We start from the raw sequence: 25,772 nt of genomic DNA on the forward strand, positions 1-25,772 counted from the left end.
CTCCGAGCAATGAACCCCGCAACATCCCCCTCCACCGCAGAGTCGTTGCTGCGCGCCCGCCGCTTTCGTTGGTGGGAGCCTGTGCTGTGGCTGCTGGCCTTTGTGGCGCCGCTGGCCCTGCCCAGCCACGCGCTCATCATCAACGAGATCGCCATCGTCGCGCTGTTTGCCCTGTCGCTGGACCTGATCCTGGGCTACACCGGCATCGTCTCGTTGGGCCACGCCGCCTTCTTTGGTTTGGGTGGCTACGCGGCGGCGCTGTTTGCCAAGCATGTGATGCCTGACCCGTTGGTGGGCCTGGCCGTGGGCATTGCTGCGGCTACGGTGCTGGGCGCCGTGGCGTCGCTCACTATCATGCGCGGCACCGATCTCACGCGCCTCATGGTCACGCTGGGCGTGGGCTTGGTGATGCTGGAGCTGGCCAACAAGCTCGACTGGCTGACTGGTGGTGCCGACGGCCTGCAGGGTGTGGTGCTGGGGCCTGTGCTGGGCCAGTTCGAGTTCGACCTGTACGGCCGCACGGCCGCGTGGTATTCGCTCACCGTGCTGCTGGTGTTCTTCCTCATCGCGCGGCGCATCGTGCAATCGCCGTTCGGGGCCACGCTCAAGGCCATCCGCGACAACCGGCTGCGTGCCATGGCCATCGGTATCCCGGTGACTGCAAAGCTCGCGCAGGTGTACACGCTGGCCGCTGCGCTGGCCGGGGCTGCGGGCGCCTTGCTTACGCAGACCACAGGTTTTGCATCGCTTGATCTGTTTGAGTTCCACCGCTCGGCCGATGTGATGTTGATCCTCGTGATCGGCGGCGTGGGATGGCTCTACGGCGGCATCCTGGGCGCTATTGGCTTCAAGCTGCTGCAGGACGTGATCTCGTCGGTCACGCCCCAGTACTGGACGTTCTGGATTGGCCTGTTCCTCGTGGTGCTGGTGCTGGTGGGGCGCGAACGGCTATTTCGTCCCTGGACGTGGTTCGGGAGAAACGCATGAACACCGATAACACCACCGTGCTCTCCGCGCAGGGGCTCGTCATGCGATTTGGCGGCATCACCGCCACCAACAATGTCACGCTGAATCTGAAAAAGGGCGCACGCCATGCGCTCATCGGCCCCAACGGTGCGGGCAAGACCACGCTCATCAACCTGCTAACCGGCGTGCTGGAGCCCACCGAAGGCTCGATCACGTTGGAAGGCCAGGACATCACCCGCCTTGCGCCGCACCAGCGTGTGCAGCGCGGCATGGTGCGCACCTTCCAGATCAACCAGCTGTTCGACACGCTCACGCCGCTGGAGACACTGGCGCTCACCGTGTCGCAGCACCAGGGCCTGGGCGGCAAGTGGTGGCAACCGCTGGGTGCGCGCAAGGCGGTCACCGAACGTTGCGAGCAATTGCTGGAGCAGTTCCACCTGACTTCCGTGATGGCCGAGGAAACGCGCGTGCTGGCCTACGGCAAGCGCCGCCTGCTGGAGATTGCGATTGCGCTGGCCTGTGAGCCACGCGTGCTGCTACTCGACGAACCCGTGGCCGGTGTGCCCGCCGGCGAGCGTGAGGAGCTGCTGCAGACCGTGGCGGCCCTGCCCGCCGATGTCTCAGTGCTTTTGATCGAACACGATATGGACCTGGTTTTCAGCTTCGCCAATCGCATGACGGTGCTGGTCAACGGCACGGTGCTCACCGAGGGCAACCCGGACACCATTGCCAACGACGCGCAGGTGAAGGCCGTGTACCTTGGCCATGGGGAGGACGCGCATGTCTGAGCTGTTGCACATTGACGGTTTGAGCGCGGGCTACGGCGAGGCCGTGGTGCTGCAAGGCATTTCGCTGGCCCTGCCCGAGGGTGACACGCTGGCCCTGCTGGGCCGCAACGGCACGGGCAAGACCACGCTCATCAACACGCTGGCCGGGGCCACACGCCAGCACGCGGGTAGCGTGACCCTGGGCGGCATTGCGCTGCACAAGTTGGCGTCCCACGAACGTGCGGCCGCCGGCATCGGCTGGGTGCCGCAAGAGCGCAACATCTTCAAGTCGCTCACCGTGCACGAGAACCTCACGGCCGTGGCGCGCCCGGGCCGCAAAGGCTCGACTGCACGGCAGTGGACGCCCGAGCGCGTGTACGAAATGTTCCCGCGCCTGGCCGAGCGCAAGACCAACCTGGGCACGCAGCTATCGGGCGGCGAGCAGCAGATGCTGGCCGTGGGCCGCGCGCTGGTGCTCAACCCGCGCCTGCTGCTGCTCGACGAGCCGCTCGAAGGCCTTGCGCCCATCATCGTGGAAGAGCTGCTGCGCGCCATCCGCCGCATCACCCGCGAGGAAGGCCTCTCTGCCATCATCGTGGAGCAGCATCCGCAGGCCATCCTGGCCATCTCCGACCGCGCTGCGGTGCTGGACCGGGGCACGGTAGTGCACACCGGGGCGGCCGACGACTTGAGTGCGCAGCCCGAGTTGCTGGCGCGCTTGCTGGGTGTGGCAAGGTAACGGCACGCCATGACGATCCCACGCAGAACCTGCCTGGCCACACTGGCCGTTTCGCTGGCTTCGGGTGCGCGCGCCCAGGCTCCGTTTCCCTCACGTCCGATCCGCATCGTGGTGCCCAATGCAGCAGGCGGTGCGGCAGACATCACGGCGCGCACCGTGGCGCAAAAGATGGCGGGCCCGCTGGGGCAAAGCATCGTGATCGAGAACAAGCCCAGCGCGGGCGGAGTGGTGGCCGGAGACCTGGTGGCCCGTGCCGAGCCCGACGGGCACACCCTGCTGCTGGTGAGCAGCGGCACGGCCGTGAGTGCGGCGCTGTTCCATACCCTGCCCTTCGATACCTTCAAGGACTTTGCGCCCGTGTCGTTGCTGGCCACCTTTGATCTGGCGCTGGTGGTCCGCGAAGGCAGCCCCTTCAAGACCCTGGCCGATCTGCTGGCCTATGGCCGTGCCCACCCGGGCAAGCTCAACCTGGGCACCCCGCAGATTGGCACCACGCAGCACCTGGCGGCGGAGCTGTTCAAAGCCACCGCCGGGCTGGATGCGCAGATCGTGCCGTTCAACGGAACCCCTGGCGTCATCACCGCTGTGCGGGGTGGCGAGGTGGACGTGATGGTGGACATTCTGGGGGCTTGATGCCGCAAATTGATGCCAAGGCACTGCGGCCTTTGGCTGTGCTGGGGGCGCAGCGTGCGGCGCAACTGCCCGAGGTGCCCACGGTGCGCGAAAGCGGTGGCGCTTTTGCCTCCTTCAATGTGACCTCCTGGAATGGGCTGGCCGTGCCCTCCAGAACCCCTGCTCCCGTGGTGGAGCGGCTGTCGCGCGAAGTCAACGCCGCGCTGGCGCAACCTGACGTGAAGAAGCGCCTGCTGGAGCTGAACCTGAATGCGCAGGGCAGCACACCCGCCCAGGCGGGGGAGCACTTGGCTGCCGATATTCGCCGCTGGAGCGACGTCATCGCCCGTGCGCGCATTGCTCGACAGTGAGCGGGTTGAGCGCTTGAAAAGCCACCAAATCGAACCCTTGTCATGGCCAATGCATGTCGTGGGGCCCAGGCCGTGATGGCCTGGTCTGTTTTTCGCGCGCCGCATACCGCAGGTGCCTTCAGGCCAACGAGGGATCTTTGGCGTGCTTGATATTTTGTCCATCACGGGCCCCATCTACCTGATCATTGCCCTGGGCTATGGCGTGACGCGCTGGGGCTTATTTGCCAAGGCCGACATGCGTGTCTTTGGCAAATTTGTCATGCACCTGGCCTTGCCTGCCATGCTGTTCAGTTCGCTGTCACAGCGCCCTGTCAGAGAGGTGCTCAACCTGCAGTACCTGGGGGCCTACGCGCTGGCGTGTGGCCTGGTGCTGCTGTTGGGCTTTGCGTGGATGCGCTGGGGTCGGCGCCAGACCATGAGCTTCAGCAGCATGGTGGCCATGGGCATGGGGTGCCCCAACAGTGGTTTTGTGGGGTACCCGGTGGCCCTGCTGGTACTGGGGGGCTCGGTGGCCAGTGTCAGCCTGGCGCTGAACATGGTGGTGGAGAACCTGCTGTTGATCCCGGTGCTGCTGGTCTTGTCTGACCTGGGCGACCGCCGCAAGGGTGCCTGGCATGCGGTGCTGTGGCAAAGCCTCAAAGGGCTGGCGCGCAACCCGACGGTGCTGAGCATTGCGGCAGGCATTCTGGCGTCATGGGCCGGTGTGGCGCTGCCTGCAGCGCTGTCGCGCACGGTGCAGCTGTTTGCGCAGGCCAGCGGGGCGCTGTCGTTGTTTGTGATTGGTGGCAGCCTCGTGGGGCTGCACATCAAGGGCACGCTGGGCACGGTGGCGCAAATCAGCGTGGGCAAGCTGGTGTTGCACCCACTGGCCATGCTGCTGGTGCTGGGCTGGCTGGTGCCGGTGGACGACCCGCAGCTGCGCACAGCAGCCTTGCTCAGCTGCGCCATGCCCATGCTGGGCATTTACGCCATTCTTTCGCAGCGCCATGGGCACGAAGGCATCAGCTCGGCGGCCCTGCTGGTGACCACTGTGGCCTCGTTTTTTACCCTGAGTGCGTTTTTGTGGTGGCTGGGGCTGGCGCCGGTGTGAGGGCCCACCAGCAGGCGCTTAGCCTTTGAACACGGTCGCCACAGTTTGGCGCACCAGGTCCAGCGCCGCCTTTTGCACCTGTGTGGACGGCCTTTGCAAGCTCGTGGCCAGCGACAGCGCAATGCGCAGGGGGGGCGTGCCAATGGCCTGCGCGGTGTAAGCGGACGGGCGCGGCGAGTTGAGCAACGCATTGCGCGAGAGCACGGCACTGCCCGCACCATCGGCCACCAGGTCCAGGATGGCCGACACCCCATCGATCTCCAGCGCGATCTCGGGGCGGCAGCCAATCTGCGCCATTTCGGATTCGACATGCATGCGGATGGCGTTGGGGCGCGATGGGATGACCAGCGGCAGCGCGGCCACCTCGCTCAAGGCCACGGGGCCGGGGGGCGGGTCTTCCGACAAACCCGGAGGGCGGGCGCGCACCAGCACCAGGTCCTCGTCCAGCAGGTGCTCCACGTCGATGTCGCGCGAGGGCTGCCCGTTGTAGAGCACCACGATGTCCAGGTGCCCGCTGTTGAGTCCTTCAAGGATGGCGCCCGACAAGCCTTCGCTGATGGACAGCCGCGCCTCGGGCAGCACCTGGCGAAACGCACGGGTCAGGGGCACCGTCATCACCCGGGCCACGCTGTTGGGCAGACCAATGGCCACGCGCCCGGCCAGCGCGCCGCGCACCCGGCCCAGCTCTTCGCGGGCCCGCTCGACCTGGTGCAGGATGCCCCGCCCGTGCTCCAGCAGCACCTTGCCCGCCTCGGTGGGCGTGGCGCCCCGGCCATTGCGTACCAGCAGGTTTTGCCGCAGCTCCACTTCCAGCAGGCGCACCTGCCGGCTTAGCGCAGGCTGGGCGATGTTGAGCACCACCGATGCCCGGGTGAAGCTGCCCAGCTCGGCCACCCGCACGAAGTACTCGATTTGCTTGAGGTCCATCGCCTTTGCCTTGTCAAAAGGGGTCTGCAAACTAGCAGAATTTTGCATATCTCTGCATCACCAATTGCAGAATGATATATCTGGTAGTGCCGCAGACTGCTGTCGCAGCGGGGCAGCCCTGTTCACAATGCGGGTGTTTTCACCTCCGGTAGAGGGGTGATGTGGCGCACCGCTGGGTGTGCGCCACGGTGGCCACGGGATGCCTTTCCCGGGCCTTCAAGGAGACAATATGACTATCGACATCAAAGGCATTTCGTCCATGGCCACCCGCCAGGTGCTGGCAGAGCTGGTGGCCTTGTACGCGCAGCAGTCATCCGACCGCGTGGGCATCGAATCCGTGGGGGGCGTGGACGCTGCCAAGCGCGTGCAGGCGGGGGAGCCCTTTGACGTGGTGATCCTGGCGTCGGATGCCATCGACAAGCTCGTGGCGGCAGGCCATGTGAGCGCGGCCAGCAAGGTCGATCTGGTGCATTCCGGTGTGGCCGTGGCCGTGCAGGCCGGTGCGCCGGTGCCAGACATCGGCTCTGAAGACGCCGTGCGCGCAGCGGTGCTGGCCGCCCCCAGCATCAGCTATTCCACCGGCCCCAGCGGGGTGGCCCTGGCCCAGCTGTTTGAGCGCTGGGGCATTGCCCAAGAGATTGCGCCGCGCATTATGCAGGCCCCCCAGGCGTGCCTGTGGGCACCCTGGTGGCGCGCGGCGAGGTGGCACTGGGCTTTCAGCAACTGAGCGAGCTGCTGCATGTGCCCGGCATTACCCTGGTGGGCCCGCTGCCCGCCGCCATCCAGATCACCACCACCTTCTGCGCAGGCGTGGGCGCTGCCTCTGCCCAACCTGCGGCGGCGCAGGCCCTGCTGGCTTTCATGGCGTCCCCCAGGCCGCCGATGCCAAGCGCCGCCAGGGCATGGACCCAGCCTGAGCAAGCGGCCCGCACCATTTCAAAACAATCACAACCAACTCAGAGACATTTGCAATGCAGGCACACGGCAAGGACACCGACGTCCAGACTTTTCTTGATGCGCACCCGTTTTCAGCCTACCAATGGCTGATTTTTGGGCTGTGTTTTGTGGTCGTGCTGCTGGACGGCTTTGACACCGCTGCCATCGGCTACATCGCGCCCTCTCTGGTGGCCGAGTGGGGGGTGAGCAAGCCCGCCCTGGCGCCCGTGCTGAGCGCTGCGCTGTTTGGCCTGGCCGCTGGCGCTTTGGTGGCTGGCCCTTTGGCCGACAAGCTGGGCCGCAAGCGACTGCTGACCGGTTCCGTCTTCCTGTTTGGCGCAGCCTGCCTGGCTTCGGCGTTTGCACCGGGGTTGACCGAGTTGACCGTGCTGCGCTTTGTCACCGGCATTGGCCTGGGCGCGGCCATGCCCAACGCCGTGACGCTGATGAGCGAATACTGCCCATCGCCCCGCCGTGCCTTGCTGACCAACGCCATGTTTTGCGGCTTTCCGCTCGGTGCGGCCTTTGGTGGCTTCTTGGCCGCGTGGATGATTCCTCTATGGGGCTGGCGCAGCGTGCTGGAGCTGGGCGGTGTGGCACCCTTGGTGCTGGGCGTGCTGATGTTGCTGCTGTTGCCTGAATCGGCCCGTTACCTGGTGGCGCACGGTGCGTCCACCGAGCGCGTGCGGGCCATTCTGGTGCGCATTTCTGCCTCTGCTGCGCAGGTGGGGCGCTTTGTGGCCGGTGAGGCGCAGGCCGCCCAAGGCGCCAGCGGCCTGGGCGTGGTGCTGTCCGCCCGTTACCGCTGGGGCTCGCTGCTGCTGTGGGTGACCTACTTCATGGGCTTGGTGATCTTCTATGCGCTCATCAACTGGATGCCCATCTTGTTCAAGGAAGGCGGCATTGAGCCGCACACCGCCACCCTGGTGTCTGCGCTGTTCCCCCTGGGGGGCGTGGGCGCGGTGTTCTTTGGCTGGCTGATGGACCGCTTCAACGCCGACCGCATCATTGCCCTGGGTTACCTGCTCACCGCACTGGTCATCTATGCCATTGGCCATGCCCTGGGCAATGTGGGGCTGCTGGTGGTGGTGGTGTTTGTGGCGGGCACGTTGATGAACACGGCCCAGTCTTCCATGCCTGCACTGGCTGCGGCCTTCTACCCCACCAGTGGCCGCGCCACCGGTGTGGCCTGGATGCTGGGCATTGGCCGCTTTGGTGGCATTGCGGGCTCGTTCCTCGTGGCCCAGCTGTCGGCGGCCCACATGGGCTTTGGGCAGATTTTTGCGGTGGTGGCCATCCCCGGCCTGATCGCGGCTGCTGCGGTATGGGCCAAGCAAATGATCTACCCCACGCAAGCGGCCCCCTTGTCTGCCGTGGCGGGCTCGGCAGCCCACTGACGGCGCTGCGATCCCTGTTGTCACTGATTTTCGATTTCCTAGGAGCAAACCCATGAGCCTCATCATCGACTGCCACGGCCACTACACCACGGCCCCCAAGGCGCTGGAGAACTGGCGCAATGCGCAGATCGCCGGTATCAAGGACCCCGCCGCCATGCCCAAAGTGGCAGACCTGAAGATCAGCGACGATGAGCTGCGCGAGTCCATCGAGACCAACCAGCTCAAGCTGATGAAAGAACGCGGCAGCGACATCACGCTGTTCAGCCCGCGCGCCAGTTTCATGGCCCACCACATTGGCGACTTCAACGTCTCCAGCACCTGGGCTGCCATCTGCAACGAGCTGTGCCATCGCGTCTCCATCCTGTTCCCCGACCACTTCGTGCCCGTGGCCATGCTGCCGCAGTCGCCCGGGGTGGACCCTGCCACCTGCATCCCCGAGCTGGAAAAGTGCGTGAAGGAATACGGTGCCGTCGGCATCAACCTCAACCCCGACCCCTCTGGCGGCCACTGGACCAGCCCGCCACTGACCGACAAGCACTGGTACCCCATCTACGAAAAGATGGTGGAGTACGACCTGCCCGCCATGATCCACGTGAGCACCAGCTGCAACGCGTGCTTCCACACCACAGGCGCGCACTACCTGAACGCCGACACCACGGCCTTCATGCAGCTCATCCAGGGCGATCTGTTCAAGGACTTCCCCACGCTCAAGTTCCTGATCCCGCACGGCGGCGGAGCGGTGCCCTACCACTGGGGCCGTTTCCGTGGCCTGGCGCAAGAGATGAAAAAGCCGCTGCTGGATGAGCACCTGATGAACAACGTGTTCTTTGACACCTGCGTGTACCACCAGCCCGGCATCGACCTGCTCAACACCGTGATCCCGGTGAAGAACGTGCTGTTCGCCAGCGAAATGATCGGCGCGGTGCGCGGCATCGACCCCACCACCGGCCACTACTACGACGACACCAAGCGCTACATCGAAGCCTCCAAGATCCTGAGCGCTGCTGACAAGCACCAGATCTACGAAGGCAACGTGCGCCGCGTGTTCTCCCGCCTCAACTCCCGCCTGCAAGCCAAAGGACTGTGACCATGTACGAACTCGGCGTTGTTTACCGCAACATCACCCGCGCGGACCGCACAGCGGCCGATGGCCTGGCCGCCCTGGGCTCAGCCACCGTGCACGAAGCCATGGGCCGCGTGGGCCTGCTCAAGCCCTACATGCGCCCCATCCAGACGGGTGTGCAGGTCAGCGGCACGGCCGTCACGGCGCTGCTGCACCCCGGCGACAACTGGATGATGCATGTGGCCGCAGAGCAGATCCAGCCCGGCGACATCGTGGTGGCTGCCATCACCGCCGAATGCACTGATGGCTACTTTGGCGACCTGCTGGCCACATCGTTCCAGGCGCGTGGCGCACGCGCACTCATCATCGACGCGGGGGTGCGCGATGTGCGCACGCTCAACGAGATGAACTTCCCGGTGTGGAGCAAGTGCATCTCGTCCAAAGGTTGCATCAAGGAAACCATCGGCTCCGTGAACATTCCTGTGGTGTGCGCTGGCATGCTCGTCACGCCCGGCGATGTGATCGTGGCCGATGACGATGGCGTGGTCTGCGTGCCCGCCGCCCGCGCGGTGCAAACGCTGGAAGCCGCGCAAAAGCGCGAGAGCTTTGAAGGTGAAAAGCGCGCCAAACTGGCCAGCGGCGTGCTGGGCCTGGACATGTACAAGATGCGCGAGCCGCTCGAAAAGAAGGGCCTGCGCTACATCGACTGACCCGGTTCAAGACAGCAAAAACAATACCGACGATTCCACGACCAGGAGACAAGCTGTGAACATGTACCCCCAAGCCGACCACCCCTTAGCCACCCGCCGCAGCGCCCTTGTGGGCGGCTTGGCGCTGGCCGCGGCTCTGGCCTGCGCCACCACGGCGCATGCCCAAGGCGCTGCGGCAGATGCTGCCTGGCCTACCAAGCCCGTGCGGCTTATTTCGCCTTATCCGGTCGGGGGTGGGCCCGACGGCGTGGCGCGCCTGCTGGCCGACAAGCTCTCGCGCAAGTGGGGCAAGCCGGTGGTGGTGGAAAACCGGCCGGGCGGCAATGGCTTCATCGCCATCGATGCGTTCAAGCGCGGGGCCAAGGACGGGCATGACCTGATCCAGCTCGACAGCGTGCACCTGGCCGCCTACCCGTACATGTTCAAGAAGCTGCCCTACGACGCGGGCAAAGACTTTGACGTGTTGGCCACCATGTTCAAGAGCTACATGTTCTTTGTGGTGCCCACCAACAGCAAGTACAAGACCGTGGCTGACATCGTGGCCGATGCCAAGGCCAACCCCGGCAAGCTCGACTATGGCTCGTGGTCCATTGGCAACCCCGTGCACCTGGGCATTGAGGAGCTGCAGCAGCGCACCGGAACCAAGATGGAGCATGTGCTCTTCAAGGAAACCACCCAGCTGTATGTGGCAGTGGCCAATGGCGAGCTGCCTTTCACCCTGGGCACGGCGGGCACAGCTGGCCCGCTGTACCGCGCGGGCAAGGTGCGCTTTGTGGCGGTGGCAGCGCCCTACCGTTTGTCGGCTTACCCCAATGTGCCCACCGTGGCCGAGGCCGGTGGCCCCGCAGCACCCTATGAGGTCAGTGGCTGGAACGCGATAGCCGGCCCCAAGGGGGTGCCCCCAGCCGTGGCCGAGAAGGTGCGTGCAGACATTGCCGAGGCGCTTTCCACCCCCGATGTCAAAGAGAAGTTCGACTCGTTTGGCTACGAACCCTTGACCCTGGACCGGGCCAAGCTGCAGGCCTACATCCAGAGCGAATCCGCGCGCCATGAAACCATCATCCAGCGCGCCAAGATCGAGATGGACTGATGTGGTGCCTGCACAAAAATTTGAAGCCATGGGAGACAACCCGATGACCGTGTGGAACACCGAAGGCACCCGCCGTGGCGTGGTGCAGGCTGCAGCCCTGTGTGCTGCGCTGCTGCTGCCCAACTGGGGCTTTGCGCAGGCTGCTTACCCCACCAAGCCCGTGAAAGTGGTCGTGGGCTATGCCGCCGGGGGGGCGGTGGATGCGGTGGCCCGCACCATCGGGCAGGCGCTTTCTGCCAGCCTGGGCCAGCCTTTCATTGTGGAAAACAAGCCCGGTGCGGGCACAAACATCGCCGTCAAATCCGTGATTGCGGCAGAGGCCGATGGGCACACCTTGTTGATGGCCGCCAATGCGTTGGCTGCGAACATGGCCCTGTACCAGCCTGCACCGTTTGATGCCGAGCGCGACCTGGTCCCCGTGTCCCTGGTCGGGCGTGTGCCGGTGGTGCTGGCCGCCAATGCCCAGGCGCCCTATGCCAACGTGGCGGCCTTGCTCCGTGCCGCAAAAGACAAGCCCGGCAGCATCTCCTTCGCCTCCCCGGGCAATGGCTCCACGCCCCACATGGCGTTGGAGCTGTTTGAGCGCACCGCAGGCATCCAGTTGCAGCACGTGCCTTACCGTGGCGGCTCGCCGGCCATCACCGACGTGATTGGCGGGCAGGTCCCGCTGATTGCGGTGAACGCCCTGGAGGTGCAGCCGCATGTCAAAAGCGGCAAGCTGCGGGTGCTGGCGGTGCTCAGCCCCAACCGGTCTGCGATCTTCCCGGACGCGCCCACCATGGCGGAGTCGGGCTTTCCCGGCTTTGAGGCCTCGGTGTGGTACGGCCTGGTGGCCCCGGCCGCCACGCCCAAGGCCGTGGTGACCAAGCTGCACGCCGAGGTGCAAAAAGCCCTGCAGACCAAGGAAGTGCGCGAGCGCATGACCCAGGTGGGGGGCGAAGTGATCCCAGGCAGCAGCGAGATGTTTGCGGCGCTGATCAAGGCGGAGCGCCAGCGCTATGAAAAGCTGGTGCGTGAAGCCAACATCCAACCCGATTGACCAAGGCCCGTGCCACCTGAACCTGAATGGAATGGCAGAGCCCAGCGGCAGCACGTTCGTGCGGTGCGCAGCCGTGGTGCCCGGTCCGATTTTTAACAAACCTAGCAAGTGAGCAAATCCATGCAATTTGAAAAAACCCCAGGCTGGCTCGACTGGTACGCCGGTCCGGCCAAGCCGCAGTTCAAGGTGCCTGCCGGTGCGGTGGACGCCCACTGCCATGTGTTCGGCCCCGGCGCGGAGTTTCCCTACGCCCCCGAGCGCAAGTACACCCCCTGCGACGCCAGCAAGCACCAGCTGTACGCCCTGCGCGACCACCTGGGCTTTGCGCGCAACGTGGTGGTGCAGGCCACCTGCCACGGTGCGGACAACCGCGCCATGGTCGATGCGCTGGTCCACTCGGGCGGCAAGGCACGTGGCGTGGCCACGGTCAAGCGCTCGGTCACCGACGATGAATTGCAAGCCATGCACGACGCCGGTGTGCGCGGTGTGCGCTTCAACTTCGTCAAGCGCCTGGTGGACTTCACGCCCAAGGACGAGTTGATGGAAATTGCCGCGCGCATCCACAAGCTCGGCTGGCACGTGGTGATCTACTTTGAGGCGGTCGACCTGCCCGAGCTGTGGGACTTTTTCACCGCACTGCCCACCACCGTGGTGGTGGACCACATGGGCCGCCCTGATGTGAACAAGCCCGTGGACGGACCAGAGTTTGAGCTGTTCCTCAAGTTCATGCGCCAGCACCCCAATGTGTGGAGCAAGGTGAGCTGCCCCGAGCGCCTCTCCGTGACCGGCCCCAAGGCGCTGAACGGCGAGCAGAACGCCTACACCGATGTGATCCCGTTCGCCCGCCGCGTGGTGGAGGAGTTCCCCGATCGCGTGCTGTGGGGCACCGACTGGCCGCACCCCAACCTCAAGGACCACATGCCCGACGATGGTCTGCTGGTGGACTTCATCCCGCACATCGCGCCCACGGCCGAGCAGCAGCAAAAGCTGCTGGTGGACAACCCCATGCGCCTGTACTGGCCTGAAGAAGTCACTGTGAAAGACTGACACCATGTCCCTTGATAAACCCTACTTGGACGTGCCCGGCACGACCATTTTTGATGCCGAGCAAAGCCGCAAAGGCTACTGGCTCAACCAGTTCTGCATGAGCCTGATGAAGGCCGAGAACCGCGAGCGCTTCAAGGCCAACGAGCGCGCCTATCTGGACGAGTGGGCGATGACCGAAGAGCAAAAGCAGGCCGTGCTGGCGCGCGACCTCAACTGGTGCATCCGCCTGGGCGGCAACATCTATTTTCTGGCCAAGATCGGCGCGACCGATGGCAAGAGCTTTCAGCAAATGGCGGGCAGCATGACCGGCATGACCGAAGACGAATACCGCGCCATGATGATCGGCGGTGGCCGCTCGGCCGAGGGCAACCGCGTGATCGGCGAAGACGGCGACGCGCAGGCCCACCGCCAGCCACAGGGCGCTGCGGGCAAAAAAGGAACTTGACCATGGCCAAAATTACCGCCTCCGTGTTCACATCGCACGTGCCCGCCATTGGCGCCGCACTCGACTTGGGCAAGACACAAGAAGACTACTGGAAGCCCGTGTTTGCGGGCTACGACTTCTCCAAACAGTGGATGAAGGACAACAAGCCCGACGTGATTTTTCTGGTCTACAACGACCACGCCACGGCCTTCAGCCTGGAGATGATTCCCACGTTTGCCATCGGCACGGCCGCGCAGTTCCAGCCCGCCGACGAAGGCTGGGGGCCACGCCCCGTGCCTGTGGTGCAGGGCCACCCCGACTTGGCCGCGCACATTGCGCAGTCGGTCATCCAGCAGGACTTTGACCTCACCATCGTCAACAAGATGGACGTGGACCACGGCCTCACCGTGCCGTTGTCGCTGATGTGCGGCCCACAAGACCCTAAGACGGGTGCCTGGCCCTGCCCGGTGATTCCGTTTGCCGTCAACGTGGTGCAGTACCCCGTGCCCAGCGGCCGCCGCTGCTACAACCTGGGCCAGGCGATTCGCAAGGCCGTGGAGAGCTACGACGAAGACCTCAATGTGCACATCTGGGGCACGGGTGGCATGAGCCACCAACTGCAGGGCCCGCGTGCGGGGCTCATCAACAAGGATTTCGACAACGACTTCCTCGACAAGCTCATCAACGACCCTGAGGCCGCCGCCAGCATTCCGCACATCGACTACGTGCGCGAAGCGGGAAGCGAAGGCATTGAGCTGGTGATGTGGCTCATCGCGCGGGGTGCGATGTCCGATGTTGCCCGCGGCGCAACGGCCGATGTAGCCGGTGGCAAGCCCCCGAAGCTGGTGCACCGCTTCTACCATGTGCCCGCATCCAACACGGCCGTCGGCCACCTGATTCTGGAGAACAACTGACATGACCACCAAAACCATCAAAGTCGCCCTGGCGGGCGCTGGCGCCTTCGGTATCAAGCATCTGGACGGCATCCAAAACATCGACGGCGTGGAAGTCGTCTCGCTGATCAGTCGCGATCTGGAAAAGACCCGTGAGGTGGCCGCCAAGTACGGCATTGGCCACGTCACCACCGACCTGGCTGACAGCCTGGCGCTGCCCGAGGTGGACGCCGTCATCCTGTGCACCCCCACGCAAATGCACGCCGAGCAGACCATCGCCTGCCTGAAGGCGGGCAAGCATGTGCAGGTCGAGATTCCGCTGGCCGATAGCTTGAAGGGCGCCGAAGAAGTCGTGGCCCTGCAAAAGCAGACGGGCCTGGTGGCGATGTGCGGCCACACCCGTCGCTTCAACCCCAGCCACCAGTTTGTGCACCACAAGATTCAGAAGGGCGAGTTCAACATCCAGCAGATGGATGTGCAGACCTACTTCTTCCGCCGTACCAACACCAACGCGCTGGGCCAGGCCCGCAGCTGGACGGACCACCTGCTGTGGCACCACGCTGCCCACACCGTGGACCTGTTCGCCTACCAGGCCAACAGCCCCATCGTGCAGGCCAACGCCATGCAGGGCCCCATCCACCCCACGCTGGGCATTGCCATGGACATGAGCATCCAGCTCAAGGCCGCCAATGGCGCCATCTGCACGCTCTCCTTGAGCTTCAACAACGATGGCCCGCTGGGCACGTACTTCCGCTACATCGGTGACACGGCCACATACCTGGCGCGCTACGACGACCTGTACAACGGCAAGGACGAGAAGATCGACGTGAGCCAGGTGGATGTGTCGATGAACGGCATCGAGCTGCAAGACCGCGAGTTCTTCGCCGCCATCAAGGAAGGCCGCGAGCCCAACGCCAGCGTGGGCCGGGTGTTTGCCTGCTACCAGGTCTTGCACCAGCTGGAGCAGCAGCTCAACGCCGCTTGATTTCAAGTTAGATAGGCTGCTAGCGCTTATTGAATAAGCGCTAGAAGCTATATATTTGATAGCAAATGCAGGTGGGCTGCATGCCGCCAGCTCCGCTGCCAGGGTTTCTTTCAGCCCCCGGCCACACGCTGCCCCGGCGCAATGGTGGGCGGTGCCGCATTCAGCGTCTCGATCGCAAAGCCCGCCGCCGCCTTGTAGCGGGCCATGAAGCCCTCGCGCTCCTCGCGCGGCAGCACGTCGTCGATGTGGTCGAACACCCCGCCGCAGCGCTCGTCCACCAGCCCCAGCAGGCCAAAGGGGCCAGAGCCCCGGTTGCGCAGCACCAGCGCCGAGATGTCCTTGCACAGCTTGTCGTCGTAGGCGCGCAGCGCCTGCGGGCCCACGCCATGCGCGACCAATTGAGCGCCCAGCACGCGCGCATCCACAATGGCCTGGCTCGCACCGTTGGAGCCCACGGGGTACATCACATGCGCCGCATCGCCCAGCAGCGCCACGCGGCCGTCCACCCAGGTAGGCACCGGGTCGCGGTCGATCATGGGGTACTCAAACACGTCCTTCGCGCCGCGCAGCATGGCGGGCACGTCGAGCCAGCTGTAGTTCCAGCCGTCAAAGTGGTGAATGAACTCTTCCAGCGCCACGCGCCGGTTCCAGTCGCCTTGCTGCCAGCCGCCCTGGTTGTCCACCGTGATCTCGGCAATCCAGTTGATGGTGGCCAGGCCCGTGGCCGGGTCGGGCGGTGTGATGGGGTAGCACACCACGCGGTGCCGCAGTGAGCCCACGCCCACAAACGACGCGCCCGTGCGCACCGGCACCCCCGGCGTGGTGCCCCTCCACATGATGGCGCCACCCCACTGGATGGGCGGCTGCGTGGGATGCATCTGCGCCCGCACGGCCGAGTGCAGGCCATCGGCCGCAATCAGCAGCGAGCCCGCCACTTCGCGCCGCTCGCCATCGCGCGTCTCGATGATGGCCGTCACGCCCTCCGCATCCTGCCGGTAGCCCACCACCCGCTGCCCCAGTTGCACAGCATCGTTTCCCAGGCGCTCTCGCACGGCGTTGAACAGCATCATCTGCAGCTGCCCCCGGTGCACCGAATACTGCGGCCAGTGGTAGCCCGCATCCAGGCCCCGTGGCTCGGCATACACCTCGTTCCCATTGCGCCCCACTAGCGCCCACTCACGCGCCTGCAGGCCAATCGTGTCCAGCACATCGTTGCCAAACCCCAGGTCGTGCAGCTCCCGCACGGCGTTGGGCTGCAGGTTGATGCCCACGCCCAGCGGCTGCAGCTCTGGCACCGTTTCAAAGGCGATGCAAGGCACACCGATCTGGTGCAGGGTGAGGGCCGTGGCCATGCCACCGATACCGCCACCGGCAATCAGCACGGGGCGGGGGGAGGAGGTGTGGGAGGGAGTGGTGCCAGACATGGCGAGATTGTCCATGCAATGGCGGGCGAGGCTTGTCGCGAACGCCGCAGGCGAATGGGGAGAATGGGGAGAATGGGTGGGGGTTTAGCGAGGCGGTCTAGAGCTGGCCGATAGCAAGCTTGACCAGCTCAGCAGTTCGGTCCACTTCACTCGCTGTTCTGAAGCGCACTTCGATCCAGGGTGAGGAAGGCGAGCGGGTTGGGTGGTGAACGGAACCAGTGGGGTGAGCCAATCCCTCGGCTTGGATGACCTTCTTGGTCAGTCGCACATCAAGCTCGTTGTCATTGTGAAAGTGCGCAAACTCGCGCCCCTGATAGAAAAGGGCTGTTCCGCCCGACACGGGGGAGGGTTCGGCCGTCAGCCCGTCGATGGTGGCAAGTGCCTGCAGAAGTTGTTGCTTGAGCATGGGCGTGGGCTGCGTGGGGTTTGGAGTTTTGAAGGTCTGGTGTGGCGACGTGCTTGCGGCTTAACATGAAAGTGATCGGCCGCCGAAGGCTGTCCGGTTGACTGACATGTTGAGTGGAAGCCAGCGGTTAGGAGCATGTGCATTTCTCTCGATACACGCCCCGGGCAGACATTGGGTATTCTTTGTCCGAGACTACCTTCCCCACTCGAGGCGCACACCGTGTACGGCACTCAGTATGAGCGTCTCGGAGCGGCGGTAGAAAGGGCACAAGTGCCAGGGCTCCTCCGATGAGCAGCGCGAAGGCGAGAAACGTGGCTACTCCCGACGGGATCCGGCTAAGAACGCCGCGAACGCGCGCCAGATGTCTCATGCCATTTAACGCAATTTAGACAGTAAAACCTGCGGGATCAACTGGGGCGCGCGGGGTATTCTGGACACGGCTTCCTCCTGAAAGCGGCTTGCAGCTTGGCATTGCGGTCGATGCACTGCTCAAAGAGCAGGTATAAAAATCCGTGAAGCCCTGCAGGCTTCACCGCTGCCCACTATAGCTTGATGGCCTGCGCTCTGCGTCTGGCGGTCATCACCCCTTCACACCCAAGCCCTAGCCACCCGCTGGGTTGCCGCGCTTGCCGTAAGCTCACGCCATGCAACAAAGAAACCTTGGACCCTTCTCCGTCTCGGCCATTGGCCTGGGCTGCATGAACCTCTCGCACGCCTATGGCACGCCGGTGTCTGCCGAGCAGGGCGAACGCGTGCTGCTGTCCGCGCTGGATGCGGGCGTGACGCTGTTCGACACGGCCATGCTCTACGGCTTTGGCGCCAACGAAACCCTGGTGGGCCGTGTGATGAAGCCGCACCGCAGCCGCTTCACCCTGGCCAGCAAATGCGGCATGCAGGGTGTGGATGTGAATGGCGATGGCAAGCTGGTGCGTGTGATTGACGGGCGCCCCGCCACGTTGCGCCAGACCTGTGAAGACAGCCTGCGCCGCCTGCAGACGGATGTGATTGACCTGTATTACCTGCACCGTTGGGACAAGAGCGTGCCCATTGAAGACAGCGTGGGCGCGCTTGCCGACCTGGTACGTGCGGGCAAGATCCGCAGCATCGGTCTGTCAGAAGTGTCTGCCGCCACGCTGCGCCGGGCCCATGCCGTGCACCCGATAGCGGCCCTGCAAACCGAATACTCGCTGTGGACGCGCAACCCTGAGATTGCTGTGCTCGATGCGTGCCGCGATCTGGGCGTGGCCTTTGTGGCCTTCAGCCCGGTGGCGCGTGGCTACCTGTGCGGTGATTTGACGGACGTATCGACCCTGGACGCCAAGGACATCCGCCGCAGCATGCCGCGCTTTGCGCCTGACAACTATGCGGCCAACCTGAAGCTGCTGGACAGCTACCGCGCTATTGCCCAAGAGGTGGGTTGCTCGCTGGCGCAGCTGGCCATTGCGTGGCTGCTGCACAAGGGCGAGCACATCATCCCCATTCCCGGCACCACCAGCGTAGAGCACTTGCACGATGACCTGGGCGCGGCGCAGGTGCATTTGTCTTCCGGGGTGATCGAGCGGCTGCAGGCGCTGTACACACCGCAGGCCGTGGTGGGCGGGCGCTACAACGCGCAAAGTGCCAGCGAGGTGGATACCGAGAACTTTGCGGCCTGAGGGCCGTGAGCAAGGCCTAGGGGCCTGGCCTCGGCACAACGTTGTGCGGGGCAAGGCGCGATGCCCAGGGCCTTTTGCACCCGCTGTGGTGCAGGCAAAAAAAAGCCGGAGCCCCTGACGGAGCCCCGGCTTTAAAGGTGGTAGTTTTCTCTATCGCTTCTTCAACTCAAATCTTCGGCAGGGCATGAATTACTTGGAAATCACGCGCACCATTTCCAGGCACTTGTTCGAATAGCCCCATTCGTTGTCGTACCAGCTCACGATCTTCACGAACGTGCCGTCGAGGGCAATGCCTGCGTCGGCGTCGAAAATGGAGGTGCGGGTGTCGCCACGGAAGTCAGTAGCCACTACCTTGTCTTCAGTGTAGCCCAAGACGCCCTTGAGTGCGCCTTCGGACTGCGCCTTCATTTCGGCCTTGATTTCTTCGTAGGTGGCGGCCTTGTCCAGCTCCACCGTCAAGTCCACCACCGACACGTCGGAGGTGGGCACGCGGAAGGACATGCCGGTCAGCTTCTTGTTCAGCGCTGGGATCACCACGCCCACGGCCTTGGCAGCGCCAGTGCTCGAAGGGATGATGTTTTCCAGAATGCCGCGGCCGCCGCGCCAGTCTTTGTTCGATGGGCCGTCCACGGTCTTTTGCGTGGCAGTGGCTGCGTGCACGGTGGTCATCAGGCCGCGCTTGATGCCCCACTTGTTGTTCAGCACCATGGCCACGGGGGCCAGGCAGTTGGTGGTGCACGAGGCGTTGGACACGATGGCCTGGCCAGCGTAGCTGGTGTGGTTCACGCCAAACACGAACATAGGGGTGTCGTCCTTGGAGGGGGCCGACAGCAGCACCTTCTTGGCGCCCGCATCGATGTGCTTCTGGGCCGAGGCCTTGTCCAGGAACAGGCCGGTGGATTCGATCACGATGTCGGCGCCGACTTCGTTCCACTTCAGGTTGGCGGGGTCGCGCTCTTGCGTCAGGCGGATCTTCTTGCCGTTGACGATCAGGGTGTTGCCCTCGACAGCTACGGTGCCGTCAAAGCGGCCGTGTACCGAGTCGTACTGCAGCATGTAAGCCAGGTAGTCGGGCTCCAGCAGGTCGTTGATGCCCACCACTTCAATGTCGCTGAAGTTCTGGATGGCCGAGCGCAGCACGTTGCGGCCGATACGGCCGAAACCGTTGATACCAATCTTGATCGTCATAGCTAGTAGTCTCTCCAAGGTTGCAAAGTCGAAATCAGAAACCTGCCGCCCCGCGCCCGCTGGCAGCGGGGCGCAGCGGGCAGGAAGAGTGTCAGCGGGCCTTTTTGGCGGGCTTCAGGCGTGCAGCACCGATGGCGACCAGCACCGTGTCGGCCACGTTTTCTTCGGTGAAGCCGAAGTGCTTGAACAGCACCGGCGCAGGGGCCGATTCGCCGTAGGTGTCGATGCCGACCACGGCGGCGCAGCCGTATTTCCACCAGCCGTCGCTCACGCCCATTTCCACGGCCACGCGGGGCACGCCAGCGGGCAGCACGCTGCTCTTGTACTTGGCGTCTTCGCGGTCGAACGTGGTGGTGCTGGGCATGGAGACCACGCGCACGGCGATCTTCTTGTCGGCCAGCAGGCGCTGGGCCTTGATGGCCAGCTGCACTTCAGAGCCGGTGGCGATGATGACTGCCTGGGCCTTCTTCTTGAGGCCCACGTCGGCAGGCTCGGACAGCACGTAGGCGCCACGGCTGATGTCGCCCAGCACGCGCTTGGGGGCCACGGCCGAGAGGTGTTGCAGGTTTTGGCGCGACAGGGCCAGCACGGTGGGCTTGGTGCGGTTGGACAGCGCCACGCTCCAGGCCACGGCGGTTTCGGCCGTGTCGGCAGGGCGCCAGACGTCCAGGTTGGGGATCAGGCGCAGGCTGGCCACGTGCTCGATGGACTGGTGCGTAGGGCCGTCTTCACCCAGCCCGATGGAGTCGTGCGTGAACACGTGGATCACGCGCTGCTTCATCAGCGCGGCCATGCGGATGGCGTTGCGGCTGTAGTCGCTGAAGGTCAGGAAGGTGCCGCCGTAGGGGATGAAGCCGCCGTGCAGCGCCACGCCGTTCATGATGGCGGCCATGCCGAATTCGCGCACGCCGTAGTTGATGTGGCGGCCACCGATCTTCTTGCCTTCGGCCACTTCGGTCTGCACCACAGCGCCTTGCTGGTCAAAGCGCAGGTTGGGCGTGCTCTTGGTGTTGGTGAGGTTGGAGCCGGTCAGGTCGGCCGAGCCGCCCAGCAGCTCGGGCAGGGCGGCGGTGAAGGCTTCCAGTGCGATCTGGCTGGCCTTGCGGCTGGCCACGGTTTCGCCCTTGGTGTGGGCGGCCACCACGGTGTCCACGGCCACTTGGGCAAAGTGGGCGGGCAGGTCGCCCTTCATGCGGCGGGTGAACTCAGCAGCCAGCTCGGGGAAGGCCTTGCTGTAGGCGGCAAAGCGGTCGTTCCAGGCGGCTTCGGCCTTTTGGCCGCTGGCCTTGGCGTCCCAGCCGGCGTACACGTCTTCGGGGATGGCGAAGGGCTCCGCCGTCCAGCCCAGGGTTTCGCGGGTGAGCTTGATTTCTTCAGCGCCCAGGGGCTCGCCGTGGGCCTTGGAGGTGTTGGCCCGGTTGGGGCTGCCCTTGCCGATGTGGGTCTTGCAGATGATGAGCGAAGGACGCTCGGTTTGCTTCTTGGCTTCGGCAACGGCATCGGCCACCTTGTCGGCGTCGTGGCCGTCGATGGGGCCAATCACGTTCCAGCCGGCCGAGACAAAGCGCAGGGCGGTGTTGTCGGCAAACCAGGGGGCCACTTGGCCGTCGATGGAGATGCCGTTGTCGTCGTACAGGGCGATCAGCTTGTTCAGCTTCCAGGCGCCTGCCAGAGAAATCGCTTCCTGGCTGATGCCTTCCATCAGGCAGCCGTCGCCCAGGAAGGTGTAGGTGTTGTGGTTGACGATGGCGTGGCCGTCACGGTTGAATTCAGCGGCCAGCAGCTTTTCGGCCAGCGCGAAGCCCACAGCGTTGGTAATGCCCTGGCCCAGCGGGCCGGTGGTGGTTTCCACACCGGGGGTCACGCCCACTTCGGGGTGGCCTGCGGTCTTGCTGTGCAGCTGGCGGAAGTTCTTGAGCTCGCTCATGGGCAGGTCGTAGCCCGTGAGGTGCAGCAGCGCATAAATCAGCATCGAGCCGTGGCCGTTGGACAGCACGAAACGGTCGCGGTCAAACCAGTGGGGGTTGGTGGGGTTGTGCTGGAGGTGGCGAGCCCACAGGCCCACGGCCATGTCGGCCATGCCCATGGGGGCGCCGGGGTGGCCGGAATTGGCTTGTTGAACGGCGTCCATGGCCAATGCGCGGATCGCATTTGCCATCTGTTGAGATTGCTGGGTGTTGGCCATGGGGTCTGGGGTTCAGGTGGGTGGAATCAGGGAAACCGCCTATTTTACCGGGGCCGCAGCGCTCACTTCGCTCGGCTTGCCCTGCGCACCGTGTCGGTACCCCGCGTTGGGGGCAGTCGATGCACTACAGTGCAGCCCCATGCACGGATTGCACCTCACCGCCGACCTTCACGGATGCCGCTGCGCGCCGCTGTGGCTGACCGATGCCGCCGCCCTGGGGCGCGCCTGTCTGGAGGCGGTGCAGGCATCGGGGTTGCAGGCGGTGGGGCAGGTGTTTCATGCCTTTCCGGCCACGGTGCATGGCCCCGGCGGCGTCACGGCCACCGTGCTGCTGGCCGAGTCGCACCTGTGCGTGCACACCTGGCCCGAGCAGGCCGCCGTGACGCTGGACGTGTACGTGTGCAACTTTGGCGCCGACCACAGCGCCAAGGCCCATGCGTTGATGAACGCGCTGCTGGCTTTGCTGGACGCAACCACCGTGCAGCGCCATGCCTTGCAGCGGGGCGAGTTGGCCCCTGAGCCCAGTGCCCCTCAATCGCCAACTGCGCCCGGCGCTGCCGTGGTCTGATCCCCATCGCTTTGGAGTCCCTTTTGTCGCCCCAGTTTTCCTCTCTCTCCGGCGCTCACCAGGTGCCCGCCATGCTGCTGGCCGCTGGCCGTGGCGAGCGCATGCGCCCGCTGACCGATACCTGCCCCAAGCCCTTGCTGGTGGTGCAGGGCCAGCCGCTGCTGCAGTGGCACTTGCAGGCTCTGGCGCATGCCGGGGTGCGCCAGGCAGTGATCAACACGGCGTGGCTGGGCGAGCAGATCAGCGACCGATTTTTAAGTCATTTTGGCCTCCAGGGCGCACTGGATAAGCGCGAGCAGCTATCAATTTCATACTCGCACGAGGGCGTGGACTTTGGCGGGGCGCTGGAGACGGCGGGCGGCATTGCCCGTGCGCTGCCGCAATTGGGGCCGGTGTTCTGGCTGGCGGCGGGCGATGTGTTTGCGCCCGACTTCACGTTTGAAGCCACTGCCGTGCAGGCCTTTGAGGCCAGCAACCACCTGGCCCACCTGTGGCTGGTGCCCAACCCTGGGCACCATCTGCGTGGTGACTTTGGCCTCTCGCCCGAAGGCCTGGCGTTGAACCTGCCTGCAGACGACCCCACCCCCCGGTTCACCTACAGCACCATCGCCTTGCTGCGCGCCGAGTTGTTTGGGCTGCCGTGGTGTGACATCCCGCCGGGCAACCCAGGTGGCGTGGCCCAGCCCTTGGCGCCCTTGTTGCGCCGCGCCATGGACCTCGGCCGCGTCAGCGCATCGCTCTACACCGGCCGGTGGACCGATGTGGGCACGCCCGAGCGTTTGGCCCAGCTTCAGCGTTGACATCGCCTGGGCCATCGGTGGCCCAGACCGTCATTTGGATGCGGCGGGGGATTGTGGCACGGCGGTCGCTGCCGATGCGGCTGGTTGGGTCGGCAACGCCGGTGCACTGGCGGCTGCGCTGGCGCCCTCTGCGGTTTCGGGGGCGGTAGGAGCTACGGGGGCGGGCAGCACCCACACCGTGTCGCCTTCAACTGGCGCAGCGGGCTGCACGGTGACGGGCGGCGCGGCTTCGCAGGTTTTGAACAGCCACTGGCTGGGCGCAAAGCGCGCATTGGGGCCGTCCGGTGGTGCCTTGCCCACTTCGGCGCGCACGTCGTAGTCGATGTGCGGCACCTGGAAGGTGGCGATCTGCCCTTGTTTGCAGTTGATGTAGGGGACGACCTTGTTAGGCACCCAGCTTTGGCTGGCGGTGTCATAGCGGTACACCGGGCCGATGCGCTGGTTCTCTGCCAACTCCATGCGCATGGGCAGGGCTTGCAGCGCGTTGACCTGCACGCCCGCCACCTCCACCGGCTGCGGGAATCGCACCGCATCCAAGCCATGCAGGGCCAGCGGGCGGGTGGGTTCGCCCCGGTCAAACGGGTCGGTGCGGTTGACGAGGCTGCCCGCCGGGATCAGCAACTCGCCGTACTGGAAGTCTTGCGGCAGCACAAAGCGCTCGCGGCTGGCGCGCACGGCGGCGCTGTCGTGCCAGGCTTGCTGGGCGCTTTGCGACAGGTACATCTTCACGCCCAGCCAGCCATTGCACAGCACCGCCACTACCACCAACCCCGCCACAGCCGCTGGGGTGAGCAGCCACTTCTGCGGCACATCAACCCAGCGGTAGTAAACGCCGTAGATCAGCAAGAGGGCTGTGATCACCACCCCCAGGGCGGGCACGAAAGTCGTCAGGAAAAAGTTCGACATGGATAGGTGCAAATGGGAAGAAGGCCGTGGTGCCCCGGGCGTCCGCATCAGGGACTTTGCCAGCAGGGGTCGGCAGGTTTTGGGCCGTGAGTATCTGGACCAACGGGAGTGGATTCTCTGCGACAACCCGGGGGCGGTGTCGGTTGGGCTCAAAATGTGCGCATGAATGCAACGCAATCCATCTACGCCCAGCGCCGTGCCCGCCTCGCCTCGATGCTGGGCGCTGGCGGCATCGCCATCGTTCCCACCGCGCCCGAACGCCCGCGCAACCGGGACACCGACTTCATCTACCGCCACGACAGCTACTTTTATTACCTGACCGGCTTTACCGAGCCCGGCGCGGTGCTGGTGCTCACGGCCGAGGGGCACAGCACGCTGTTTTGCCAGCCCAAAGACCTGGAGCGCGAGATCTGGGACGGCTACCGCCTGGGCCCCGCCGCCGCGCCCGAGGCCTTGGGAGTGGACGCTGCACAGTCGGCCGCCGTGCTGGACGCCCAGCTGCCCCGCCTGCTGGAAAACCGCAGCTGCGTCTGGTACCCGTTTGCCACGCATGCAGGCCTGGCCGCGCGCGTGGAGGGCTGGCTCAACGCCGTGCGGGCCCGTGTGCGCTACGGGGCCCTGTGCCCCACCGAGCAAAGCGATGCCTGCACCTTGCTCGATGAAATGCGCCTTATCAAAGACGCGCACGAGCTGGACACCATGCGCCGCGCCAGCCAGATCAGCGCCCAGGCCCACATCCGTGCCATGCAGCGCTCGGCCCGCATGCTGCGCGCGGGGCAGGATGTGCGCGAATACCACCTCGATGCCGAGCTGCTACACGCCTTCCGCGAGGGTGGCTCACAGTACCCCGCGTATGGCTCCATCGTGGCGGCCGGGGCCAATGCCTGCGTGCTGCACTACCGTGCCGACGCGGCCCCGGTGCGCGATGGCGAGCTGGTGCTGATCGACGCGGGGTGCGAGCTCGACGGCTACGCCAGCGACATCACCCGCACCTTTCCGGCCAACGGCAAGTTCACCGGCCCGCAGCGCGCGCTGTACGACCTGGTGCTGCAAAGCCAGGTGGCCGCCATTGCCGCCACCAAGGCCGGCGCCCGCTTCAACGACCCGCACGACGCCACGGTGGCCGTGCTGGCGCAGGGCCTGCTCGACCTGGGCTTGCTCGACAAGAACAAGTTCGGCACCGCGCAGGACGTGATCGAAAAGCGTGCCTACTTCCAGTTCTACATGCACCGCACCAGCCACTGGCTGGGCATGGACGTGCACGACTGCGGCAGCTACGTGGAGCCCGGCGAGGTGGGGCAAACCAGCGAGCGCAAGGACCCGCTTTCGGGCGAGACCATCACCAACCGCCCCAGCCGCGTGCTGCAGCCCGGCATGGTGCTGACCATCGAGCCGGGGCTGTACGTGCGTCCCGCCGAAGGGGTGCCAGAGGCGTTCTGGAACATCGGCATCCGCATCGAGGACGACGCTGTGGTCACCGACAGCGGTTGCGAGTTGATCACCCGCGATGTGCCGGTGGATGGCGATGAGATCGAAGCGCTGATGCGCGATTGACCCGTCACCGGGGCGAGTTTCCAGGCGGCG

23 protein-coding genes and 2 pseudogenes are annotated in these 25,772 nt (G+C 65.0%); 19 read left to right on the plus strand and 6 right to left on the minus strand.

Going from position 1 to position 25,772, the window contains the following annotated elements:
* Window positions 1-9: 9 nt before the first annotated feature.
* The 5 genes and pseudogenes from EAG14_RS01190 to EAG14_RS01210 all read left to right on the plus strand — a co-directional run bounded on the left by EAG14_RS01190 (window position 10) and on the right by EAG14_RS01210 (window position 4,545).
* Window positions 10-987, plus strand: a complete 978-nt coding sequence (locus EAG14_RS01190) for a branched-chain amino acid ABC transporter permease (RefSeq protein WP_121727825.1) — start codon at window positions 10-12, stop codon at window positions 985-987.
* Window positions 984-1,754 (plus strand): ABC transporter ATP-binding protein, encoded by a 771-nt coding sequence (locus EAG14_RS01195; RefSeq protein ID WP_121727826.1) that lies wholly within the window; start codon window positions 984-986, stop codon window positions 1,752-1,754. The genes EAG14_RS01190 and EAG14_RS01195 overlap by 4 nt, the downstream gene beginning before the upstream one ends.
* The gene (locus EAG14_RS01200; RefSeq protein ID WP_121727827.1) at window positions 1,747-2,472 is read left to right on the plus strand and encodes an ABC transporter ATP-binding protein; all 726 of its coding nucleotides are present in this window, start codon (window positions 1,747-1,749) and stop codon (window positions 2,470-2,472) included. The genes EAG14_RS01195 and EAG14_RS01200 overlap by 8 nt, the downstream gene beginning before the upstream one ends.
* Window positions 2,473-2,481: 9 nt before the next feature.
* A pseudogene (locus EAG14_RS01205) lies at window positions 2,482-3,455 on the plus strand (Bug family tripartite tricarboxylate transporter substrate binding protein).
* Between the two features lie 142 nt (window positions 3,456-3,597).
* Entirely contained in the window at window positions 3,598-4,545 is a 948-nt protein-coding gene (locus tag EAG14_RS01210) for an AEC family transporter (protein WP_121730235.1), read from the plus strand.
* An 18-nt stretch (window positions 4,546-4,563) separates the two neighbouring features.
* Here the strand turns inward: EAG14_RS01210 and EAG14_RS01215 are convergent, their stop codons facing one another.
* Window positions 4,564-5,472, minus strand: coding sequence for a LysR substrate-binding domain-containing protein (locus EAG14_RS01215; RefSeq protein ID WP_099657025.1), 909 nt, complete (start codon window positions 5,470-5,472; stop codon window positions 4,564-4,566).
* A 229-nt stretch (window positions 5,473-5,701) separates the two neighbouring features.
* Between EAG14_RS01215 and EAG14_RS01220 the strand changes: the two are divergent.
* The 10 genes and pseudogenes from EAG14_RS01220 to EAG14_RS01265 all read left to right on the plus strand — a co-directional run bounded on the left by EAG14_RS01220 (window position 5,702) and on the right by EAG14_RS01265 (window position 15,056).
* A pseudogene (locus tag EAG14_RS01220) lies at window positions 5,702-6,389 on the plus strand (substrate-binding domain-containing protein).
* Between the two features lie 54 nt (window positions 6,390-6,443).
* Window positions 6,444-7,805 (plus strand): MFS transporter, encoded by a 1,362-nt coding sequence (locus EAG14_RS01225; RefSeq protein ID WP_121727828.1) that lies wholly within the window; start codon window positions 6,444-6,446, stop codon window positions 7,803-7,805.
* 52 nt (window positions 7,806-7,857) lie between these two features.
* On the plus strand, window positions 7,858-8,892 hold the full coding sequence (locus tag EAG14_RS01230; RefSeq protein ID WP_121727829.1) for an amidohydrolase family protein: 1,035 nt from the start codon (window positions 7,858-7,860) through the stop codon (window positions 8,890-8,892).
* A gap of 2 nt (window positions 8,893-8,894) precedes the next feature.
* Entirely contained in the window at window positions 8,895-9,578 is a 684-nt protein-coding gene (ligK, locus tag EAG14_RS01235; RefSeq protein WP_121727830.1) for a 4-carboxy-4-hydroxy-2-oxoadipate aldolase/oxaloacetate decarboxylase, read from the plus strand.
* A gap of 61 nt (window positions 9,579-9,639) precedes the next feature.
* Entirely contained in the window at window positions 9,640-10,668 is a 1,029-nt protein-coding gene (locus tag EAG14_RS01240) for a tripartite tricarboxylate transporter substrate binding protein (protein ID WP_121727831.1), read from the plus strand.
* A 4-nt stretch (window positions 10,669-10,672) separates the two neighbouring features.
* Entirely contained in the window at window positions 10,673-11,707 is a 1,035-nt protein-coding gene (locus tag EAG14_RS01245) for a tripartite tricarboxylate transporter substrate binding protein (RefSeq protein ID WP_240456899.1), read from the plus strand.
* A gap of 120 nt (window positions 11,708-11,827) precedes the next feature.
* Window positions 11,828-12,754, plus strand: coding sequence for an amidohydrolase family protein (locus EAG14_RS01250; RefSeq protein WP_121727832.1), 927 nt, complete (start codon window positions 11,828-11,830; stop codon window positions 12,752-12,754).
* Between the two features lie 4 nt (window positions 12,755-12,758).
* On the plus strand, window positions 12,759-13,199 hold the full coding sequence (gene ligA, locus EAG14_RS01255) for a protocatechuate 4,5-dioxygenase subunit alpha (RefSeq protein ID WP_099742328.1): 441 nt from the start codon (window positions 12,759-12,761) through the stop codon (window positions 13,197-13,199).
* 2 nt (window positions 13,200-13,201) lie between these two features.
* Window positions 13,202-14,092 carry a class III extradiol dioxygenase subunit beta gene (locus tag EAG14_RS01260; RefSeq protein ID WP_121727833.1) on the plus strand — a complete coding sequence of 297 codons (891 nt, stop codon included), beginning with the start codon at window positions 13,202-13,204 and terminating at the stop codon, window positions 14,090-14,092.
* Window position 14,093: 1 nt separating this feature from the next.
* The gene (locus EAG14_RS01265) at window positions 14,094-15,056 is read left to right on the plus strand and encodes a Gfo/Idh/MocA family oxidoreductase (protein WP_099657017.1); all 963 of its coding nucleotides are present in this window, start codon (window positions 14,094-14,096) and stop codon (window positions 15,054-15,056) included.
* Window positions 15,057-15,166: 110 nt separating this feature from the next.
* Here the strand turns inward: EAG14_RS01265 and EAG14_RS01270 are convergent, their stop codons facing one another.
* Together EAG14_RS01270 and EAG14_RS01275 are read right to left on the minus strand one after the other, a co-directional pair.
* Entirely contained in the window at window positions 15,167-16,480 is a 1,314-nt protein-coding gene (locus tag EAG14_RS01270; protein ID WP_121730237.1) for a flavin-dependent oxidoreductase, read from the minus strand.
* Between the two features lie 97 nt (window positions 16,481-16,577).
* Window positions 16,578-16,886, minus strand: a complete 309-nt coding sequence (locus tag EAG14_RS01275; RefSeq protein WP_099657015.1) for a luciferase family protein — start codon at window positions 16,884-16,886, stop codon at window positions 16,578-16,580.
* 644 nt (window positions 16,887-17,530) lie between these two features.
* On the opposite strand from EAG14_RS01275, the gene EAG14_RS01280 reads away from it, so the two are divergent.
* Complete coding sequence (locus EAG14_RS01280) at window positions 17,531-18,541, plus strand: aldo/keto reductase (RefSeq protein ID WP_121727834.1); 1,011 nt, start codon at window positions 17,531-17,533, stop codon at window positions 18,539-18,541.
* Window positions 18,542-18,730: 189 nt separating this feature from the next.
* Here EAG14_RS01280 and gap read toward each other — a convergent pair whose 3' ends face one another.
* Window positions 18,731-19,729 (minus strand): type I glyceraldehyde-3-phosphate dehydrogenase, encoded by a 999-nt coding sequence (gene gap, locus EAG14_RS01285; RefSeq protein WP_099657013.1) that lies wholly within the window; start codon window positions 19,727-19,729, stop codon window positions 18,731-18,733.
* 91 nt (window positions 19,730-19,820) lie between these two features.
* Window positions 19,821-21,914 (minus strand): transketolase, encoded by a 2,094-nt coding sequence (tkt, locus tag EAG14_RS01290; protein ID WP_121727835.1) that lies wholly within the window; start codon window positions 21,912-21,914, stop codon window positions 19,821-19,823.
* Between the two features lie 139 nt (window positions 21,915-22,053).
* Here tkt and speD point away from each other — a divergent pair, with 139 nt between their 5' ends.
* Both speD and EAG14_RS01300 read left to right on the plus strand, forming a co-directional pair.
* Window positions 22,054-22,482: an adenosylmethionine decarboxylase gene (gene speD, locus EAG14_RS01295; protein WP_121727836.1), complete on the plus strand. Its 429-nt coding sequence runs from the start codon at window positions 22,054-22,056 to the stop codon at window positions 22,480-22,482.
* 71 nt (window positions 22,483-22,553) lie between these two features.
* The gene (locus tag EAG14_RS01300; protein ID WP_121727837.1) at window positions 22,554-23,282 is read left to right on the plus strand and encodes a nucleotidyltransferase family protein; all 729 of its coding nucleotides are present in this window, start codon (window positions 22,554-22,556) and stop codon (window positions 23,280-23,282) included.
* 30 nt (window positions 23,283-23,312) lie between these two features.
* Here the strand turns inward: EAG14_RS01300 and EAG14_RS01305 are convergent, their stop codons facing one another.
* Window positions 23,313-24,188 carry a hypothetical protein gene (locus tag EAG14_RS01305; protein ID WP_205603477.1) on the minus strand — a complete coding sequence of 292 codons (876 nt, stop codon included), beginning with the start codon at window positions 24,186-24,188 and terminating at the stop codon, window positions 23,313-23,315.
* Between the two features lie 162 nt (window positions 24,189-24,350).
* Between EAG14_RS01305 and EAG14_RS01310 the strand changes: the two genes are divergently transcribed.
* Window positions 24,351-25,742 (plus strand): aminopeptidase P N-terminal domain-containing protein, encoded by a 1,392-nt coding sequence (locus tag EAG14_RS01310; protein WP_121727838.1) that lies wholly within the window; start codon window positions 24,351-24,353, stop codon window positions 25,740-25,742.
* Window positions 25,743-25,772 lie beyond the last annotated feature (30 nt).

This window comes from Acidovorax sp. 1608163, assembly GCF_003669015.1.
Lineage (GTDB): Bacteria > Pseudomonadota > Gammaproteobacteria > Burkholderiales > Burkholderiaceae_C > Acidovorax.

What these genes read in the sequence shown, in the direction of transcription:
- EAG14_RS01190 (WP_121727825.1), top strand. Translation starts at nt 10, where the DNA reads ATGAACCCCGCAACATCCCCCTCCACCGCAGAGTCGTTGCTGCGCGCC.
- EAG14_RS01195 (WP_121727826.1), top strand. Translation starts at nt 984, where the DNA reads ATGAACACCGATAACACCACCGTGCTCTCCGCGCAGGGGCTCGTCATG.
- EAG14_RS01200 (WP_121727827.1), top strand. Translation starts at nt 1,747, where the DNA reads ATGTCTGAGCTGTTGCACATTGACGGTTTGAGCGCGGGCTACGGCGAG.
- EAG14_RS01215 (WP_099657025.1), bottom strand. Translation starts at nt 5,472, where the DNA reads ATGGACCTCAAGCAAATCGAGTACTTCGTGCGGGTGGCCGAGCTGGGC.
- EAG14_RS01225 (WP_121727828.1), top strand. Translation starts at nt 6,444, where the DNA reads ATGCAGGCACACGGCAAGGACACCGACGTCCAGACTTTTCTTGATGCG.
- EAG14_RS01230 (WP_121727829.1), top strand. Translation starts at nt 7,858, where the DNA reads ATGAGCCTCATCATCGACTGCCACGGCCACTACACCACGGCCCCCAAG.
- ligK (WP_121727830.1), top strand. Translation starts at nt 8,895, where the DNA reads ATGTACGAACTCGGCGTTGTTTACCGCAACATCACCCGCGCGGACCGC.
- EAG14_RS01240 (WP_121727831.1), top strand. Translation starts at nt 9,640, where the DNA reads ATGTACCCCCAAGCCGACCACCCCTTAGCCACCCGCCGCAGCGCCCTT.
- EAG14_RS01250 (WP_121727832.1), top strand. Translation starts at nt 11,828, where the DNA reads ATGCAATTTGAAAAAACCCCAGGCTGGCTCGACTGGTACGCCGGTCCG.
- ligA (WP_099742328.1), top strand. Translation starts at nt 12,759, where the DNA reads ATGTCCCTTGATAAACCCTACTTGGACGTGCCCGGCACGACCATTTTT.
- EAG14_RS01260 (WP_121727833.1), top strand. Translation starts at nt 13,202, where the DNA reads ATGGCCAAAATTACCGCCTCCGTGTTCACATCGCACGTGCCCGCCATT.
- EAG14_RS01265 (WP_099657017.1), top strand. Translation starts at nt 14,094, where the DNA reads ATGACCACCAAAACCATCAAAGTCGCCCTGGCGGGCGCTGGCGCCTTC.
- EAG14_RS01270 (WP_121730237.1), bottom strand. Translation starts at nt 16,480, where the DNA reads ATGTCTGGCACCACTCCCTCCCACACCTCCTCCCCCCGCCCCGTGCTG.
- EAG14_RS01275 (WP_099657015.1), bottom strand. Translation starts at nt 16,886, where the DNA reads ATGCTCAAGCAACAACTTCTGCAGGCACTTGCCACCATCGACGGGCTG.
- EAG14_RS01280 (WP_121727834.1), top strand. Translation starts at nt 17,531, where the DNA reads ATGCAACAAAGAAACCTTGGACCCTTCTCCGTCTCGGCCATTGGCCTG.
- gap (WP_099657013.1), bottom strand. Translation starts at nt 19,729, where the DNA reads ATGACGATCAAGATTGGTATCAACGGTTTCGGCCGTATCGGCCGCAAC.
- tkt (WP_121727835.1), bottom strand. Translation starts at nt 21,914, where the DNA reads ATGGCCAACACCCAGCAATCTCAACAGATGGCAAATGCGATCCGCGCA.
- speD (WP_121727836.1), top strand. Translation starts at nt 22,054, where the DNA reads ATGCACGGATTGCACCTCACCGCCGACCTTCACGGATGCCGCTGCGCG.
- EAG14_RS01300 (WP_121727837.1), top strand. Translation starts at nt 22,554, where the DNA reads ATGCTGCTGGCCGCTGGCCGTGGCGAGCGCATGCGCCCGCTGACCGAT.
- EAG14_RS01305 (WP_205603477.1), bottom strand. Translation starts at nt 24,188, where the DNA reads ATGTCGAACTTTTTCCTGACGACTTTCGTGCCCGCCCTGGGGGTGGTG.
- EAG14_RS01310 (WP_121727838.1), top strand. Translation starts at nt 24,351, where the DNA reads ATGAATGCAACGCAATCCATCTACGCCCAGCGCCGTGCCCGCCTCGCC.